Source organism: Saccharopolyspora phatthalungensis, assembly GCF_014203395.1.
Taxonomy (GTDB): Bacteria; Actinomycetota; Actinomycetes; order Mycobacteriales; family Pseudonocardiaceae; genus Saccharopolyspora; species Saccharopolyspora phatthalungensis.
Genome location: NZ_JACHIW010000001.1, coordinates 181,402 through 194,899, shown reverse-complemented (window position 1 = coordinate 194,899; position 13,498 = coordinate 181,402). Strand labels below are relative to the sequence as shown.

The 13,498-nt window shown below is 68.9% G+C and carries 15 protein-coding genes; 12 read left to right on the top strand and 3 right to left on the bottom strand.

The features are described 5' to 3' along the window. Nucleotides 1-204 precede the first annotated feature (204 nt). From BJ970_RS00715 to pafA, 4 genes are all read left to right on the top strand, one after another. Nucleotides 205-396, top strand: coding sequence for a ubiquitin-like protein Pup (locus BJ970_RS00715; protein WP_010310552.1), 192 nt, complete (start codon nucleotides 205-207; stop codon nucleotides 394-396). Between the two features lie 147 nt (nucleotides 397-543). Continuing rightward, a complete protein-coding gene (gene prcB / locus BJ970_RS00710) occupies nucleotides 544-1,389 on the top strand; it encodes a proteasome subunit beta (RefSeq protein WP_184728797.1) in 846 nt (281 codons plus the stop codon). A gap of 72 nt (nucleotides 1,390-1,461) precedes the next feature. Continuing rightward, the gene (prcA, locus tag BJ970_RS00705; RefSeq protein ID WP_184722205.1) at nucleotides 1,462-2,226 is read left to right on the top strand and encodes a proteasome subunit alpha; all 765 of its coding nucleotides are present in this window, start codon (nucleotides 1,462-1,464) and stop codon (nucleotides 2,224-2,226) included. 296 nt (nucleotides 2,227-2,522) lie between these two features. Continuing rightward, nucleotides 2,523-3,881 carry a Pup--protein ligase gene (gene pafA, locus BJ970_RS00700; RefSeq protein ID WP_184722202.1) on the top strand — a complete coding sequence of 453 codons (1,359 nt, stop codon included), beginning with the start codon at nucleotides 2,523-2,525 and terminating at the stop codon, nucleotides 3,879-3,881. Between the two features lie 66 nt (nucleotides 3,882-3,947). Here pafA and BJ970_RS00695 read toward each other — a convergent pair whose 3' ends face one another. After that, complete coding sequence (locus BJ970_RS00695; protein ID WP_184722199.1) at nucleotides 3,948-4,649, bottom strand: SDR family oxidoreductase; 702 nt, start codon at nucleotides 4,647-4,649, stop codon at nucleotides 3,948-3,950. 222 nt (nucleotides 4,650-4,871) lie between these two features. Here BJ970_RS00695 and BJ970_RS00690 point away from each other — a divergent pair, with 222 nt between their 5' ends. From BJ970_RS00690 to BJ970_RS00655, 8 genes are all read left to right on the top strand, one after another. Next, nucleotides 4,872-5,873: a helix-turn-helix transcriptional regulator gene (locus BJ970_RS00690; RefSeq protein ID WP_184722196.1), complete on the top strand. Its 1,002-nt coding sequence runs from the start codon at nucleotides 4,872-4,874 to the stop codon at nucleotides 5,871-5,873. Further along, nucleotides 5,870-6,841 (top strand): helix-turn-helix transcriptional regulator, encoded by a 972-nt coding sequence (locus BJ970_RS00685; protein WP_184722192.1) that lies wholly within the window; start codon nucleotides 5,870-5,872, stop codon nucleotides 6,839-6,841. Before BJ970_RS00690 ends, BJ970_RS00685 begins: the two co-directional genes overlap by 4 nt. A gap of 27 nt (nucleotides 6,842-6,868) precedes the next feature. After that, nucleotides 6,869-7,060: a bacteriophage holin gene (locus tag BJ970_RS00680; RefSeq protein WP_221467340.1), complete on the top strand. Its 192-nt coding sequence runs from the start codon at nucleotides 6,869-6,871 to the stop codon at nucleotides 7,058-7,060. 77 nt (nucleotides 7,061-7,137) lie between these two features. Continuing rightward, on the top strand, nucleotides 7,138-7,410 hold the full coding sequence (gene tatA, locus BJ970_RS00675) for a Sec-independent protein translocase subunit TatA (protein WP_184722186.1): 273 nt from the start codon (nucleotides 7,138-7,140) through the stop codon (nucleotides 7,408-7,410). Between the two features lie 28 nt (nucleotides 7,411-7,438). After that, on the top strand, nucleotides 7,439-8,380 hold the full coding sequence (gene tatC / locus BJ970_RS00670; RefSeq protein ID WP_221467339.1) for a twin-arginine translocase subunit TatC: 942 nt from the start codon (nucleotides 7,439-7,441) through the stop codon (nucleotides 8,378-8,380). Nucleotides 8,381-8,574: 194 nt separating this feature from the next. Then, a complete protein-coding gene (locus tag BJ970_RS00665) occupies nucleotides 8,575-11,352 on the top strand; it encodes a DEAD/DEAH box helicase (RefSeq protein ID WP_184722181.1) in 2,778 nt (925 codons plus the stop codon). 298 nt (nucleotides 11,353-11,650) lie between these two features. Next, nucleotides 11,651-11,881: a hypothetical protein gene (locus BJ970_RS00660; RefSeq protein ID WP_184722178.1), complete on the top strand. Its 231-nt coding sequence runs from the start codon at nucleotides 11,651-11,653 to the stop codon at nucleotides 11,879-11,881. Nucleotides 11,882-11,916: 35 nt separating this feature from the next. Then, complete coding sequence (locus BJ970_RS00655) at nucleotides 11,917-12,210, top strand: hypothetical protein (protein WP_184722175.1); 294 nt, start codon at nucleotides 11,917-11,919, stop codon at nucleotides 12,208-12,210. A gap of 64 nt (nucleotides 12,211-12,274) precedes the next feature. On the opposite strand, the gene BJ970_RS00650 is transcribed toward BJ970_RS00655, so the two are convergent. Beyond that, nucleotides 12,275-12,475 carry a DUF397 domain-containing protein gene (locus BJ970_RS00650; RefSeq protein WP_184722172.1) on the bottom strand — a complete coding sequence of 67 codons (201 nt, stop codon included), beginning with the start codon at nucleotides 12,473-12,475 and terminating at the stop codon, nucleotides 12,275-12,277. A gap of 11 nt (nucleotides 12,476-12,486) precedes the next feature. After that, nucleotides 12,487-13,329, bottom strand: a complete 843-nt coding sequence (locus BJ970_RS00645) for a helix-turn-helix domain-containing protein (protein ID WP_184722169.1) — start codon at nucleotides 13,327-13,329, stop codon at nucleotides 12,487-12,489. Nucleotides 13,330-13,498 lie beyond the last annotated feature (169 nt).

The window sequence follows — 13,498 nt, the reverse complement described above, 5'->3', positions numbered from 1 at the left end:
TGCCTGGGCGCCGTGGTTGCCGTTTCGCGGCGATATCCCGATGCGGGACCGCCCGGGAAACAGTTTCGTGCACGTCAGCCGGGTGCAAAGATCGAAATCTTGCCCGGCTGGCTGTGGGCGAACGGGTCTCCGATGGGTAGTGTTCACAGCAGGGCTTCCCCACTGCGAGGGAAACACCCGAGAAGGCGACCACCGGGAGGCAAGATGTCCCAGGAAAAGGTTCAGCGACACGGCGGCGGCGAGGGAGACGAAGAGCAGGGCCCAGAGGCCGCCGGTCAGGAACGTCGCGAAAAGCTCGGCGAGGACGTCGACGCCATCCTGGACGAGATCGACGACGTCCTGGAGGAGAACGCCGAGGACTTCGTCCGCGCCTACGTGCAGAAGGGCGGCCAGTAGCCCGCAGGCCCGGAATCTGACGCTGGCCGCGCGGACGTCGTCAGCATCGGGCCGGAGACCTCCGGCCCGGTGCTGTTCGCTGCGCGCCGGATCATGACTAAAGTGCACCTTGTCGCAAAGCCCTTCGATCGGGAGACGATGTCGCTGATGGAACCGAGCTCGGCCCAGTTCCCGGGTCAGGCCCTGCCGGCCGCTTACCTCACGCCGGGGTCTTCCTCGTTCACCGACTTCCTCCGCGCCACCGCGCCCGAGCTGCTGCCGGGCGGCCGGAAAGCGCCGGAGGGCACCGTGCAGGCCCCGCATGGCACCACGATCGTCGCGGTGACCTTCCGCGGTGGCGTGCTGCTGGCCGGTGACCGCCGCGCCACCATGGGCAACCTGATCGCCCAGCGGGACATGGAGAAGCTGTTCGTCACCGATGCCTACTCGGCCGTCGGCATCGCCGGCACCGCCGGGGTCGCGCAGGAACTCGTCCGGCTGTACGCGGTGGAGCTGGAGCACTACGAGAAGCTCGAAGGCGTCCCGCTCTCGTTGGACGGCAAGGCGAACAAGCTGGCGACCATGCTGCGCGGCAACCTTCAGGCCGCGATGCAGGGCCTTGCGGTGGTGCCGCTGTTCGCCGGGTACGACACCGACGCCGACGACCCGGAGCGCGCCGGCCGGATCGTCTCCTACGACGTCGCCGGCGGCCGGTACTACGAGTCCGGCGGCTACCACGCGGTCGGTTCGGGTTCGCTGTTCGCGAAATCGTCGCTGAAGAAGCGCTTCGACCCCGACGCCGATGTCGACACCGCCGTGCGCGCAGCGGTCGAGGCCCTCTACGACGCCGCGGACGACGACACCGCCACCGGCGGTCCCGACGTGTCCCGGCGCATCTACCCGTCGGTCATCACGATCACCGGTGTGGACGGTGCCGTGCGGATGCCCGAGGACCAGACGGCCGAGGTCGCCACCACGGTGGTCAACGGCCGGTTGGAGAACCCCGGCGGCTGATCCGAGGCCCGGTCCGGCCGGGCCCGAACACGCCTGCCCGAGCGAGCAGATTCGAACCAGGAGTGCACAGCCGTGACGATGCCGTTCTACACCTCTCCCGAGCAGTTGATGCGGGAGCGTTCCGAGCTGGCCCGCAAGGGCATCGCGCGGGGCCGCAGCGTGGTGGTGCTGAAGTACGCCGGTGGCGTGCTCTTCGTCGCCGAGAACCCGTCGCCGACGCTGCACAAGGTCTCCGAGATCTACGACCGCATCGGATTCGCGGCCGTGGGCCGCTACAGCGAGTTCGAGGCGCTGCGGGTGGCCGGCGTGCGCATCGCCGACGTCCGCGGGTATTCCTACGACCGACGGGACGTCACCGGCCGGTCGCTGGCCAACACCTACGCCCAGCACCTCGGGGCGATCTTCACCGAGCAGATCAAGCCGTTCGAGGTGGAGATCTGCGTGGCCGAGGTCGGTTTCACCGCCGACACCGACCAGCTGTACCGGTTGACCTACGACGGCTCCATCGTGGATGAGCCGCAGTTCGTGGTGATGGGCGGCCAGGCCGACGCGATCGCGAGCACGCTCAAGGAGTCTTTCAGCGACGGGCTGGAGCTGGCCGACGCGGCGAAGCTGGCCGTGGAGGCGCTGTCCTCCGGCGGGGACAGCACCCGGGAGCTGGGCATCGGCCAGCTTGAGGTCGCGGTCCTCGATCGCGCCCGCCCGCACCGCACCTTCCGCCGCTTCCAGGGCGCGGCGCTGAAGGCGCTGCTCCCCGCCCCGGAAGCCGAGGACGGGGACGCCAAGGGCGATTCCGGTGGTGGCGAAGCCAAGGACGAGGCAAAAAAGGGCAAATAGCCTAATTGGCGGCAAATCGGGAGCGCCCTTGGCCAAGATGGTCAAGGGCGCCTCTTTTTTCCGGACGAGGATCGCCGCGGCGGGCCAGCCACAACATGCTGTGGTTGGCGGCGCTGCTGAGTACCTTTAGTGCGATGTCAGCCCGCGTTCGCGGCAACGAGCGCTGCGTCGTGCCAGCTCACACGGCCTTGCCGACCCCGCTGATGACGCGGCGCAACGGTCCAGCCCATGAAACATGCCACCGCTGCCCGAACGGCGGACCGCCGAGGAACGCGATTTGCGCCTAGTGTGGAACCATGCAGCGGCGGATCTTCGGCATCGAAACCGAGTTCGGGGTCACCTGCACGTTCCACGGGCAGCGGCGACTGTCCCCGGACGAGGTGGCCAGGTACCTGTTCCGGCGGGTCGTGTCGTGGGGAAGGTCGTCGAACGTCTTCCTGCGCAACGGGGCCCGGCTCTACCTCGACGTGGGCTCGCATCCCGAGTACGCCACGGCCGAATGCGACGACCTCGTCCAGCTCGTCACCCACGACAAAGCCGGCGAGCGGATCCTTGAGGACCTGCTCATCGACGCCGAACGCCGACTGTCCGACGAGGGCATCGGCGGGGACATCTTCCTGTTCAAGAACAACACCGACTCGGCGGGCAACTCCTACGGCTGCCACGAGAACTACCTGGTCGGCAGGTCCGGGGAGTTCTCCAGGATCGCCGACGTGCTGCTGCCGTTCCTGGTGACCCGCCAGCTCATCTGCGGGGCCGGGAAGGTGCTGCAGACGCCGCGCGGCGCGGTGTACTGCCTGTCGCAGCGCGCCGAGCACATCTGGGAGGGCGTGTCCAGCGCGACGACCCGGTCGCGGCCGATCATCAACACGCGCGACGAGCCGCACGCCGACGCCGAGCGGTACCGCCGGCTGCACGTCATCGTCGGCGACTCCAACATGTCCGAGGTGACCACCCTGCTCAAGGTCGGCTCGGCGAATCTGGTGCTGGAGATGGTCGAGCAGGGCGTGCAGTTCCGGGACTTCAGCCTGGACAACCCGATCCGCGCGATCCGCGAGATCAGCCACGACCTCACCGGGCGGCGCACGGTCCGGCTGGCCGGCGGCCGGGAGGCCTCCGCGCTGGACATCCAGCGGGAGTACTACGGCCGGGCGGTCGACCACGTCGCGCGGCGCGGTTCGGACCCGATGACCGAACGCATCCTGGAGTTGTGGGGCCGGGCGCTGGACGCGATCGAGCAGCAGTCCTTCTCCCTGATCGACCGGGAGATTGACTGGGCGATCAAGCACCGGCTGCTGGAGCGCTACCGGAACAAGCACGGGCTGGAACTGTCCAGTCCGCGCATCGCCCAGCTCGACCTGGCCTACCACGACATCCGCCGGGGCCGCGGGCTGTTCGACATGCTGCAGCGCAAGGACCTGGTGGACCGCGCCACCGAGGACGGCGAGATCGAGGCCGCCAAGGACACCCCGCCGCAGAGCACGCGGGCCAAGCTGCGCGGTGACTTTATCGCCGCCGCGCAGGCCGCGGGTCGGGATTTCACGGTGGACTGGGTGCACCTCAAGCTCAACGACCAGGCCCAGCGCACGGTCCTGTGCAAGGACCCGTTCCGCGCGGTCGACGAACGGGTGGAACGACTGATCAGCTCGCTGTGACCGGGATCCACACCTTCGAGGCGTGGCGGGCGCCTTCCACCCGAAGGCGCCCGCGCCTCGGCTGTCTCACCGCTCCGGGTGCTGGCCGGTGGGGCGGATGGTCAGTTCGTTGACGTCGACCCCGGGCGGCTGCCCGAGGGCGTAGCGGACGGCGTTGGCGATGTCCTCCGGGCGCAGCTTGGGGACGTCCCGGGTGGCTGCGGTCATATCGGTTTCGACCATGCCCGGTTGGATGAGGGTGACCCGGACGCCGGTGCCGACGCATTCCGCGCGGATGTTCTGGGCCAGGGCGGTCACCGCCCACTTGGTGGCCGAGTAGAGGTTGCCGGGGCGGATGCCGCGTCCGGCGTTCGAACCGGTCAGCAGCAGGTGGCCTTGGGTGCGGACCAGCGCCGGAAGCGCCGCGCGGGCCGTGATGGCGGCGCCGTAGACGTTGGTCAGGATCATCTCGCGCCATTGCTCGGGGCCGGCGCCGCCGTTGCCCAGGAACGAGGTCGGCACGCTCATCCCGGCGTTGGCGAAGGCCGCGTCCAGGCGCCCGAAGCGGTCTTCGACGCGCTGCACGGCGGCGCTCAGGTCGGGCCAGCTGGTGATGTCGCACGGCAGCGCGAGCGCGGTATCCGCGCCCAGCTCGTCAACCAGAGGCGACAAGGATTCGGCGGAGCGAGCGAGCAGGGCGAGTCGATAACCATCCGCCGCGGCGGCGCGGGCGGTGGCCGCGCCGATGCCGCGCGAGGCGCCGGTGATGAGCATGACGGGGTCGGACATGTCGCCAGCCTAGGAACGCGCGGCCCGGCACAAAATTTTTGATTTCCGGCGTGTCGGGATGCGAGACGGCGAGAAAAGTTCGATCGCGGCGGAAAATGGAACCTCGGTCCGCGGGGAAATCGCCCGAAACCGGCGTGCCGCAGTGGTCTCATCCCGCATCACTAGGCATGATGTGCATCGACCCAAACACGTGATCGAATACTGCGGAGCTAGAGTTTCGACGTGGCCACTGTGCGTGCTGAGCGCTTGGTGAACCTGGTGTTGTGTCTGCTGTCGACCCGCCAGTACCTCACCGCGGAGCGGATCCGGGCGATCGTGCCGGGTTATTCCGGTGCGCCCACCGACGAGGCATTCTTCCGGACCTTCGAACGCGACAAGGCCGAGCTGCGCGACCTGGGGATCCCGCTGGAGACCGGGCGCAACTCCGCGTTCGACTCCGCCGACGGCTACCGCATCGCCCGCCGCGACTACGAGCTGGGCGACCTCGACCTGGAACCCGATGAGGCGGCAGCGGTCGGCCTCGCGGTGCGGCTGTGGGACTCCCCGGAGTTCACCTCGGCGGCCCGCGGCGCGCTGCTGAAGCTGCGTGCCGCCGGGGTCGACGTCGACGAGAACTCCTCGGCGGCAGTCGAGCCGAAGGTGCGCACCAGCGAGCCCGCGTTCGCGCCGCTTTTGGGCGCGGTGCAGAGCGGGCGCGTGGTGGAGTTCGACTACCGGCGCCCGAGCAGCCCGGAGGCGCACCGCCGCACCGTAGAACCGTGGGGCGTGGTGTCCTGGCGGGGCCGCTGGTACCTGGTCGGGCACGACCGCGACCGGCAGGCGCCCCGCTGCTTCCGGCTGTCCCGGATCCTGGGGCAGACCAAAGTGGTGGGACCGGCCGGGCAGGTGCAGCGCCCGCCGGACACCGACCTGCTTCGGTTGGTGGCCGGCGACCAGCGCGAGCCCCCGTCCAGCACGCTGGCCCGGGTGTGGGTCGCGGCCGGTCGAGCGCAGGGGCTGCGGCGCCGGGCTACCGTCGTGGACCCGCAGGTGGAACTAGGCGGTGATCCGGGGGACGTGCTGGAGCTCGACCTGCGGTACCCGGAGTCGGCGGCTAGCTGGCTCGCCGGGCACGGGCCGGACGTCGTGGTGCTGGAGCCGGACACGTTGCGCAAGACGGTGCACGAGATCCACCTGGACGTCGTCGACCGGGACAGCGCCGTTGACCGGGGGGAGGGGCGATGACGGGCGCGACCGAGCGGCTGCCCAGGCTGCTGGCGCTGGTGCCGTACCTGCTGAGCCGGCCCGGCATTCCGATCGCCGACGCCGCGGCCGACTTCGGGGTCAGCGCGCACCAGCTGCGCAAGGACCTGGAACTGCTGTGGATGTGCGGGCTGCCGGGCTACGGGCCCGGCGACCTGATCGACCTGTCCTTCGAAAGCGACTCGATCACCGTCACCTACGACGCGGGCATGCGGCGACCCCTGCGGCTGACCGCGTCCGAGGCCACCGCGTTGCTGGTGGCGCTGCGTGCGCTGGCCGACACCCCGGGCATCACCGACACCGACGCGGTGCAGCGCACCTTGGCGAAAGTGGAGAATGCCGTCGGGCAGGCGCGCCCAGCAGGCGTGGTCGTCGGCCTGGAGGGGCGGGAAGCCGCGCTGCGGCCGGGCGTGCGGTCGGCCGTGCAGGACGCGACGACGCGCCGTCGGGCGTTGCGGATGCGCTACTACACCGCCTCCCGCGACGAGATCAGTGAGCGGACCGTGGATCCGATGCGGCTGCTGCTCATCGACGGGCGCAGCTACCTGGAGGCCTGGTGCCGCAACGCGTCCGGGGTGCGGATGTTCCGGCTGGACCGCATCGACGATGTGGACGTGCTGGCGGAGTCCGCGCAGCCGCCGTCGGAGGCCGAGCCAACAGACGTCTCGGAGGGCCTGTTCCGGCCGGCGCCGGACCAGTCCGTCGCCGAGCTGGAGCTGGCGCCCGATGCGCGCTGGGTGGCCGAGTACTACCCGGTCGATGAGCTGGTCGAGCTGCCGCAGGGCCGGGCCCGGGTGCGGATGCGGTACTCGGACCGGTCGTGGATGACGCGGCTGCTGCTGGGGCTAGGCGGCCAAGTGCGGGTGCTCAGCCCTTCGGAATTGGCGTGTGACGTGCGTCAACGCGCGGAAGGCGCGTTGGCACGGGCGCGTCATCTTCCGTCCACCTGAGGGGGCTACGGTGATCTCGTGCCGTATATGTGGAGTCTTGCCCTGCTGGCCGTGGGCCTGATCCTGCTCGCGCTGCTGCTGTTGCGGCTGTTCCGGGAGTTGCGCAGGTTCAAATCCGTGCAGCGGCAGGTCGCCCACGACCTCGGTGACCGCAGCGGCTTGGTGAAGGCGCGCGTGGCCGGTTTGAAGGTGGCGCTCGCGCAACGTCGCGACCGGTGACGTGCGACGGCCCTACTTGTCGACCCCTGCCCCGCGTACCATTGCGCCTGCAGGGACCTGATGAAAGGTTTACACGGATGGGTTTGCCAGGTGGCTGGGAGCTGATTCTCATCGTCTTGGTCTTGGTGCTGCTCTTTGGCGCCACCAAGCTCCCACAAATGGCGCGCTCCCTCGGCCAGTCCGCGCGAGTATTCAAGGCGGAAGCCCGTGGCATGAAGTCGGACGAGGAAGCGGCCAAGAAGGAGAAGGCCGAGCGGGAGTCGAAACCGGAGCTGACCTCCGGCGAGGCCAGCCCACCGTCGGTTTCGCCTCCGGTCGACGAGAAGCAGCGCAACGATCCCAAGAACTGACTGAGGACGGGGCAACACGGTGGGTGCACTGCACCGCCTGAATCCGTTCCGCAAGGACCGCCGTCGGTGGGGGCGCAGGCACAATCCCGACGGCACCATGACGCTCGTCGATCACCTCTACGAGCTGCGGTACCGGTTGGGCGTAGCCATGGCGGCGGTGGTCGTCGGTGGCATCTTTGGTTTCTGGTGGTTTTCGCATTCGGTTTTCGGGCTGCCGACGCTCAGCGACGTGCTGCTCGGGCCGTACTGCGCGTTGCCCGTCGAGCAGCGGTTGAGCCCCAATGGGACGTGCCAGCTGTTGCAGACCGAGCCGTTCGAGATCCTCATGCTGACGTTGAAGGTCGGGATTTCGGTCGGCGCGGTGCTGTTCAGCCCGGTGTGGCTGTACCAGCTGTGGGCGTTCATCACGCCGGGCCTCTACGCCAAGGAGCGCAAGTTCGCCCGGACGTTCGTGTTCTTCGCGACCATCCTGTTCGCGGCCGGTGCGGTGCTGGCGTACTTCGTGCTCCCACAGGCGCTGATCTTCATGTCCGGGTTCGGTGGGCATGCGTTCTTCACCGCGCTCACCGGCGGCAAGTACATCAGCTTCATGCTGCTCCTGCTGCTGATCTTCGGCGTGAGCTTCGAGCTCCCGCTGATCCTGGTGATGCTCAACCGGGCCGGGATCGTCAGCTACGCGAAGCTGAAGAGCTGGTGGCGAGGCGTGGTGTTCGCGCTGTTCGTGTTCGCCGCGGTCGCCACGCCGGGACAGGACCCGTTCTCGATGCTCGCGCTGGCGGGGGCGCTGGTGGTGCTGTTCGGCATCGCGATGCTCCTCTGCCGGGCCAACGACCGGCGCAAGGCCAAGAAGCTCGCGGCCGACGGCCTGGCGGGTGTGGGCCTGGACGAGGCGTCGGAGATCGACTTCCGGCCATCCGACCTGGACACCACGCCGTCGCCGAGCACGAAGCAGCACGACGACATCACCTGATCGCATGCGGTGCGTGCCCGGGGCGCTCGCGGTGGTCGGTTCGGTTGAGGTCTGTCGAACCCGGCTTGCGCGGCCCGGGTCCGCGCGGCCCGGGTCCGCGCGGGCCGGGCCTGAGCGGCACTGTGACGAGGCGAGCACCGCTCGTCGAGCGAGGACCTGCGACGGCGGTCGGCATCATGTGAAAGCCTTGGGACGTGGCTGCCAGCCGTTCCAACCCCACCAAGCTGTCCCCGGCCGACGCGTTCGCGGCGCACAGTCGCCGCACTGCGCACCCCAAGTTGGCCGAGTTCGCGGGAGAGCTGTCTTTCGAACTGGACCCCTTTCAGCGCACCGCCTGCCAAGCCCTGGAGGCCGGGCGCGGGGTGCTGGTGTGCGCGCCGACCGGCGCCGGCAAGACCGTCGTCGGCGAGTTCGCCGTGCACCTCGCGCTCTCGGAGGGCCGGAAATGCTTCTACACCACGCCGATCAAGGCGCTGTCCAACCAGAAATACGCCGACCTGTGCGCGCGGCACGGTAGTGCCGCGGTCGGCCTGCTGACCGGCGACACCTCGATCAACGGCGAGGCGCAGGTGGTCGTGATGACCACCGAGGTGCTGCGCAACATGCTCTACGCGGGCTCCCGCAGCCTCGACCAGCTCGGCTACGTGGTGATGGACGAGGTGCACTACCTCGCCGACCGCTTCCGGGGTGCCGTGTGGGAGGAAGTGATCCTGCACCTGCCGGAGTACGTGCAGGTGGCGAGCCTGTCGGCGACCGTGAGTAACGCCGAGGAGTTCGGCGAGTGGCTGCAGGAGGTGCGCGGCGACACCACGGTCGTGGTCGACGAGCACCGGCCGGTGCCGCTGTGGCAGCACATGCTCGTCGGGCCCCGGATGTTCGACCTCTTCGGCGGCGAAACCGTGGACCGGGAACTGCGGATCAACCCGAACCTGCTTCGCCATACCCAGCAGCTGGCCCGCGTGCACCTGCCCTACGGAGGTCGGCGCGGTGGGCCGAACACCAAGCGCAAGGGCCCGCGCCCGCCCCGGTTCTACCCGCCGTCGCGGTTGGAGATGCTGAGCGGGCTGGACGCGGCCGGGCTGCTGCCGGCGATCGTGTTCATCTTCAGCCGCAACGGCTGCGACCAGGCCGTCGCCCAGTGCATGCGGGCGGGCCTGCGGCTGACCACCGAGGCGGAAGTGGACGAGATCCGCGAGGTGGTCGACGAGCACACCGCCAACCTGCCGGAGAGCGATCTGGCGGTGCTGGGCTTCTGGGAGTGGCGGGAAGCGTTGGAGCGCGGGCTGGCCGCGCACCACGCGGGGATGCTGCCGGCGTTCAAGGAAACCGTCGAGGAGCTGTTCGTCCGCGGGCTGGTCAAGGCCGTGTTCGCCACCGAGACACTGGCGCTGGGCATCAACATGCCCGCTCGCACGGTGGTGCTGGAGCGGTTGGTGAAGTTCAACGGCGAATCGCACGTCGACCTCAGCCCCGGCGAGTACACCCAGCTCACCGGGCGGGCGGGGCGGCGCGGCATCGACATCGAGGGCCACGCGGTGGTCGTCTGGCAGCCGGGCATCGACCCCAAGCAGGTCGCCGGGCTGGCCTCCACCCGCACCTACCCGCTGCGGTCGTCGTTCCGGCCGGGCTACAACATGGCCGTCAACCTCGTGCAGCGCGTCGGCCAGGACGCCGCGCGGGAACTGCTGGAGCAGTCGTTCGCGCAGTTCCAGGCCGACCGCTCGGTGGTGGGGCTGTCCCGGCGGGTGGATCGCAACAACGAGGCGCTGACCGGCTACGGCGAAGCGATGCACTGCCACCTCGGCGACTTCGACGAGTACTTCGAGCTGCGTCGCCGCATCTCCGAGCGGGAGAAGGTGCTGGCCCGGCAGAACCGCCAGTCGCGCCGCGCGGAGGCGGCCAAGTCGCTGGAGAAGCTGCGCAAGGGCGACGTGATCGCGGTGCCCGCCGGGCGGCGCTCCGGGCTGGCGGTGGTCATCGATCCGGGCTTGGAGCCGATGGGCGAGCCGCGGCCGCTGGTGGTCACCGAGGATCGCTGGTCGGGGCGGCTCTCGGTCGCCGACTTCACCTCGCCGGTCGAGCCGCTGGGCAAGATCAAGCTGCCCAAGCACGTCGACACCCGCTCCCCGAAGTCCCGCCGGGACCTGGCCTCGACGCTGCGCAACACCGGCCTGGCGGCCTCCGGCGGGCGCTCGCGGCGACGCTCGGACGCGGCCGACGACGCCGAGTTGGCTACGCTGCGGCGCGCGCTGAAGGCGCACCCGTGCCACGGCTGCGACGAGCGGGAGAACCACGCCCGGTGGGCCGAGCGTCACGAGCGTCTGCGCGGCGAGAACGAGAACCTGCGGCGCAAGGTCGCGGCGACCACGCACTCGCTGGCTCGCTCATTCGACCGGATCGTGGCGCTGCTCACCGAGCGGGACTACCTCCCGGCGGCGGGTTCGGCGGAGGGCCAGGTCACCCAGCACGGGCGGCGGCTGTCCCGGCTCTACAGCGAGTCCGATCTGCTGGCGGCCGAGTGCCTGCGGGTCGAGGCGTGGCGCGGGCTGGGACCGGCCGAACTGGCGGCCGTGGTGTCCTCGCTGGTGTATGAGTCGCGGCGGGAAGGGCTGGCCCCGCAGGTGCCGGCCGGTTCGGTCAGCGACGCGCTGGCCGCCACCTGGCGGCTGTGGGCGGAACTGGAGGACGACGAGCGGCGGCACAAGCTGGACCGCACCCGCGAGCCCGACGCCGGTTTCGCCTGGCCGGTGTTCCGCTGGGCGCGCGGCGAGTCGCTGGAGAAGGTCCTCACCGCCGCGGAGTCCAGCGGGCACGAGCTGTCGGCCGGAGACTTCGTCCGCTGGTGCCGCCAGGTCATCGACCTGCTCGACCAGATCCGCGAGGTCGTCGGGGTCACCGATCCGGTGGGTTCGGCGGCGGCCAAGGCGGTCACCGCCATCCGGCGCGGCGTGGTCGCCGCCGGGGCGCTGTGACGGCCGCCCGGCCGATTCGGGCGGCCGGTGTGTTGTGGTTGGATCACCTGGCGTCGGGTTCGTCCCGGCGGCCGAGTGACCATCGTCCGGAGGTGTAGATGTCGTCCCCCTACGGCCCGCCGAAGAACTCCGTCAGGCCGCAGCGTCGCTGCGGGAGCTGGCGGGTAAGGCGACACCTGGACCTTGGACGACCGAACTCCCATCCGGTAGCTACCCGCGAGAGGGTGTGTTCGCTGGCCCAAACGCGGTGAAGTGGGTCGCCGGTTCTGATCCCGGAGACGCCCGCTGGATCGCCACCATGTCCCCCGCTGTTGCGAAACCTCTAGCCGCGTGGCTGGATCTAGCCGCGTCGGACTACGAGAAGAGGGAGGGGATGCGGCGCTACGACGATCCTCCCGGTGACTGGTTCGGCCTCGGACCGATCGACGTCCTTGGTCTGCTCGGGGACTCTTGGCAGATCCGGGCGCTGGAGTTCGCCCGTCAGATCAACGCCGCGAACAAACCAGATGTAACACCACCACCGAGCTAGCGATACGTCAGTGTCCACGCCCACAGGGGGAACACATGCCCGAACAACGCTGGTGGCACGACCAGCCGGCGAAGCACGAAACGCCGCCCGCACCTGCGGAGGAGCCGTTCAAAACCGCCGGCTACGGCACCTTCGGCCTCATCCTCGCCATCGTTGGCCCGTTCATCCCCGCTCCGCTGTCGGTCTTCGTCCTCATCGCCGCGCTCATCCTCGGCGGGCTCGGTCTGGATCGGGCGCGGCAGGGGAGAGCCGGTGCCGGCCTGCCGCGGGCAACGATCATCGTTGCCGCCGTTGGGTTGGTGCTGACCTTTATCTTTGCCTCGATGTAGTGCTGAGTACAGCAAAAAGCCCTCACCCGGGAAGATCCGGGTGGGGGCATTTTGTGTTTCTGGGTCAGCCGTCGAGACGGCCGTCCTTGATGAGTCGAGTGAACGCGGCGAACTGGGACGGGGCCAGGGCCAGGACCGGGCTGTCATCACCGAGCTTGGAGTCTCGGATCAGGGCCACGCCCGGTAGATTCTGGGCGACCTCCACACAGTTGCCGCCGCTGTTAGACCGCGACGACTTGCGCCACGCCGCGTGTGATGTATCCACGCCCCAACCTCCTACTTTCCGTCCAGGGTGTCTCTGATGGTACGCAGCCGATCGAGTGTTGCGGGAGCCGGTAGCGCCAAGGATCGCAACTCGTCGAAGACGTATCGGAGCGCTACTACGTCCTCCGCCTTGTCAACCGTGTGCCCACCGAGCGGCGAGTCCATGAAACCGAGCGGCTCCTCGTCTGGCCGCGAGTACGACAACACGATAAACGCCCCGGATGGGCTGGCGTGCATGCCCGCTTCGAACGGTAGTACCTGAAGGATCACGTTCGGGAGCTGACACCGTTCGATCACAGCGTCGATCTGCGCACGCATAACCTCGGGGCCACCGACGAGACGGTGGAACGCCGACTCGGCGACCACGGCTCGGAACTGGAGTGGCGGAGTCTCTTCGAGCCGGCGTTGCCGAGCCATTCGAGCCTCGACGCGGCGAGTGATGTCCGGTGGATTGGTGGTGTATCGGCCGGTGCGGTGCACTTCGTAGGCGTAGCGCTCGGTCTGCAACAGTCCAGGGATCAGGTCGAGCTCGAAGTTGTAAGCCTCGCTCGCGAAGCTCTCGAACTCAACGAACGGCGCGAACCACTCCGGCACCTGGTAGGACTCCCACCAACCACGTTTCTCGGACTCGGCCCGCGTCGCTTCCAACTGAGCGCGGACGTTGTCCGGCGTCCCGTACAGGTCCAATAGCTTGGTCAGCTCGCTCTTCTTGGCCTTGGATCGGCCCGCTTCCATGTGGCGAATCTTGCTCACCGAGCAGCCCAGTACTTCCGCAGCCTGCTCGACGTCGTGGCCTGACTGCTTGCGCAGTTTCTCCAGCCACGAACCGAGTTGTCGCTGTCGCGCCGTTGACATGTCGAGCACCTTAGCGCCGCCCGCGGGGCCAACGTTCACCCATCTAGCGGACTTGATCGTCTGATGTTGTCAACGGTAGCGTCTGATTTTGTCAGAAGAGAATCCTGGTGTGAGGGTGATCTTATGTGGCGTTGTATCAGGGTCAGTGCCGGGTCGGCGTGGAGCTCCT

Excerpts from the sequence above, each read along its gene's own strand:
- BJ970_RS00660 (WP_184722178.1), top strand. The coding sequence starts at position 11,651 with ATGTCCCCCGCTGTTGCGAAACCTCTAGCCGCGTGGCTGGATCTAGCC.
- BJ970_RS00645 (WP_184722169.1), bottom strand. The coding sequence starts at position 13,329 with ATGTCAACGGCGCGACAGCGACAACTCGGTTCGTGGCTGGAGAAACTG.
- BJ970_RS00715 (WP_010310552.1), top strand. The coding sequence starts at position 205 with ATGTCCCAGGAAAAGGTTCAGCGACACGGCGGCGGCGAGGGAGACGAA.
- BJ970_RS00685 (WP_184722192.1), top strand. The coding sequence starts at position 5,870 with ATGACGGGCGCGACCGAGCGGCTGCCCAGGCTGCTGGCGCTGGTGCCG.
- BJ970_RS00680 (WP_221467340.1), top strand. The coding sequence starts at position 6,869 with ATGTGGAGTCTTGCCCTGCTGGCCGTGGGCCTGATCCTGCTCGCGCTG.
- BJ970_RS00695 (WP_184722199.1), bottom strand. The coding sequence starts at position 4,649 with ATGTCCGACCCCGTCATGCTCATCACCGGCGCCTCGCGCGGCATCGGC.
- tatA (WP_184722186.1), top strand. The coding sequence starts at position 7,138 with ATGGGTTTGCCAGGTGGCTGGGAGCTGATTCTCATCGTCTTGGTCTTG.
- pafA (WP_184722202.1), top strand. The coding sequence starts at position 2,523 with ATGCAGCGGCGGATCTTCGGCATCGAAACCGAGTTCGGGGTCACCTGC.
- BJ970_RS00655 (WP_184722175.1), top strand. The coding sequence starts at position 11,917 with ATGCCCGAACAACGCTGGTGGCACGACCAGCCGGCGAAGCACGAAACG.
- prcB (WP_184728797.1), top strand. The coding sequence starts at position 544 with ATGGAACCGAGCTCGGCCCAGTTCCCGGGTCAGGCCCTGCCGGCCGCT.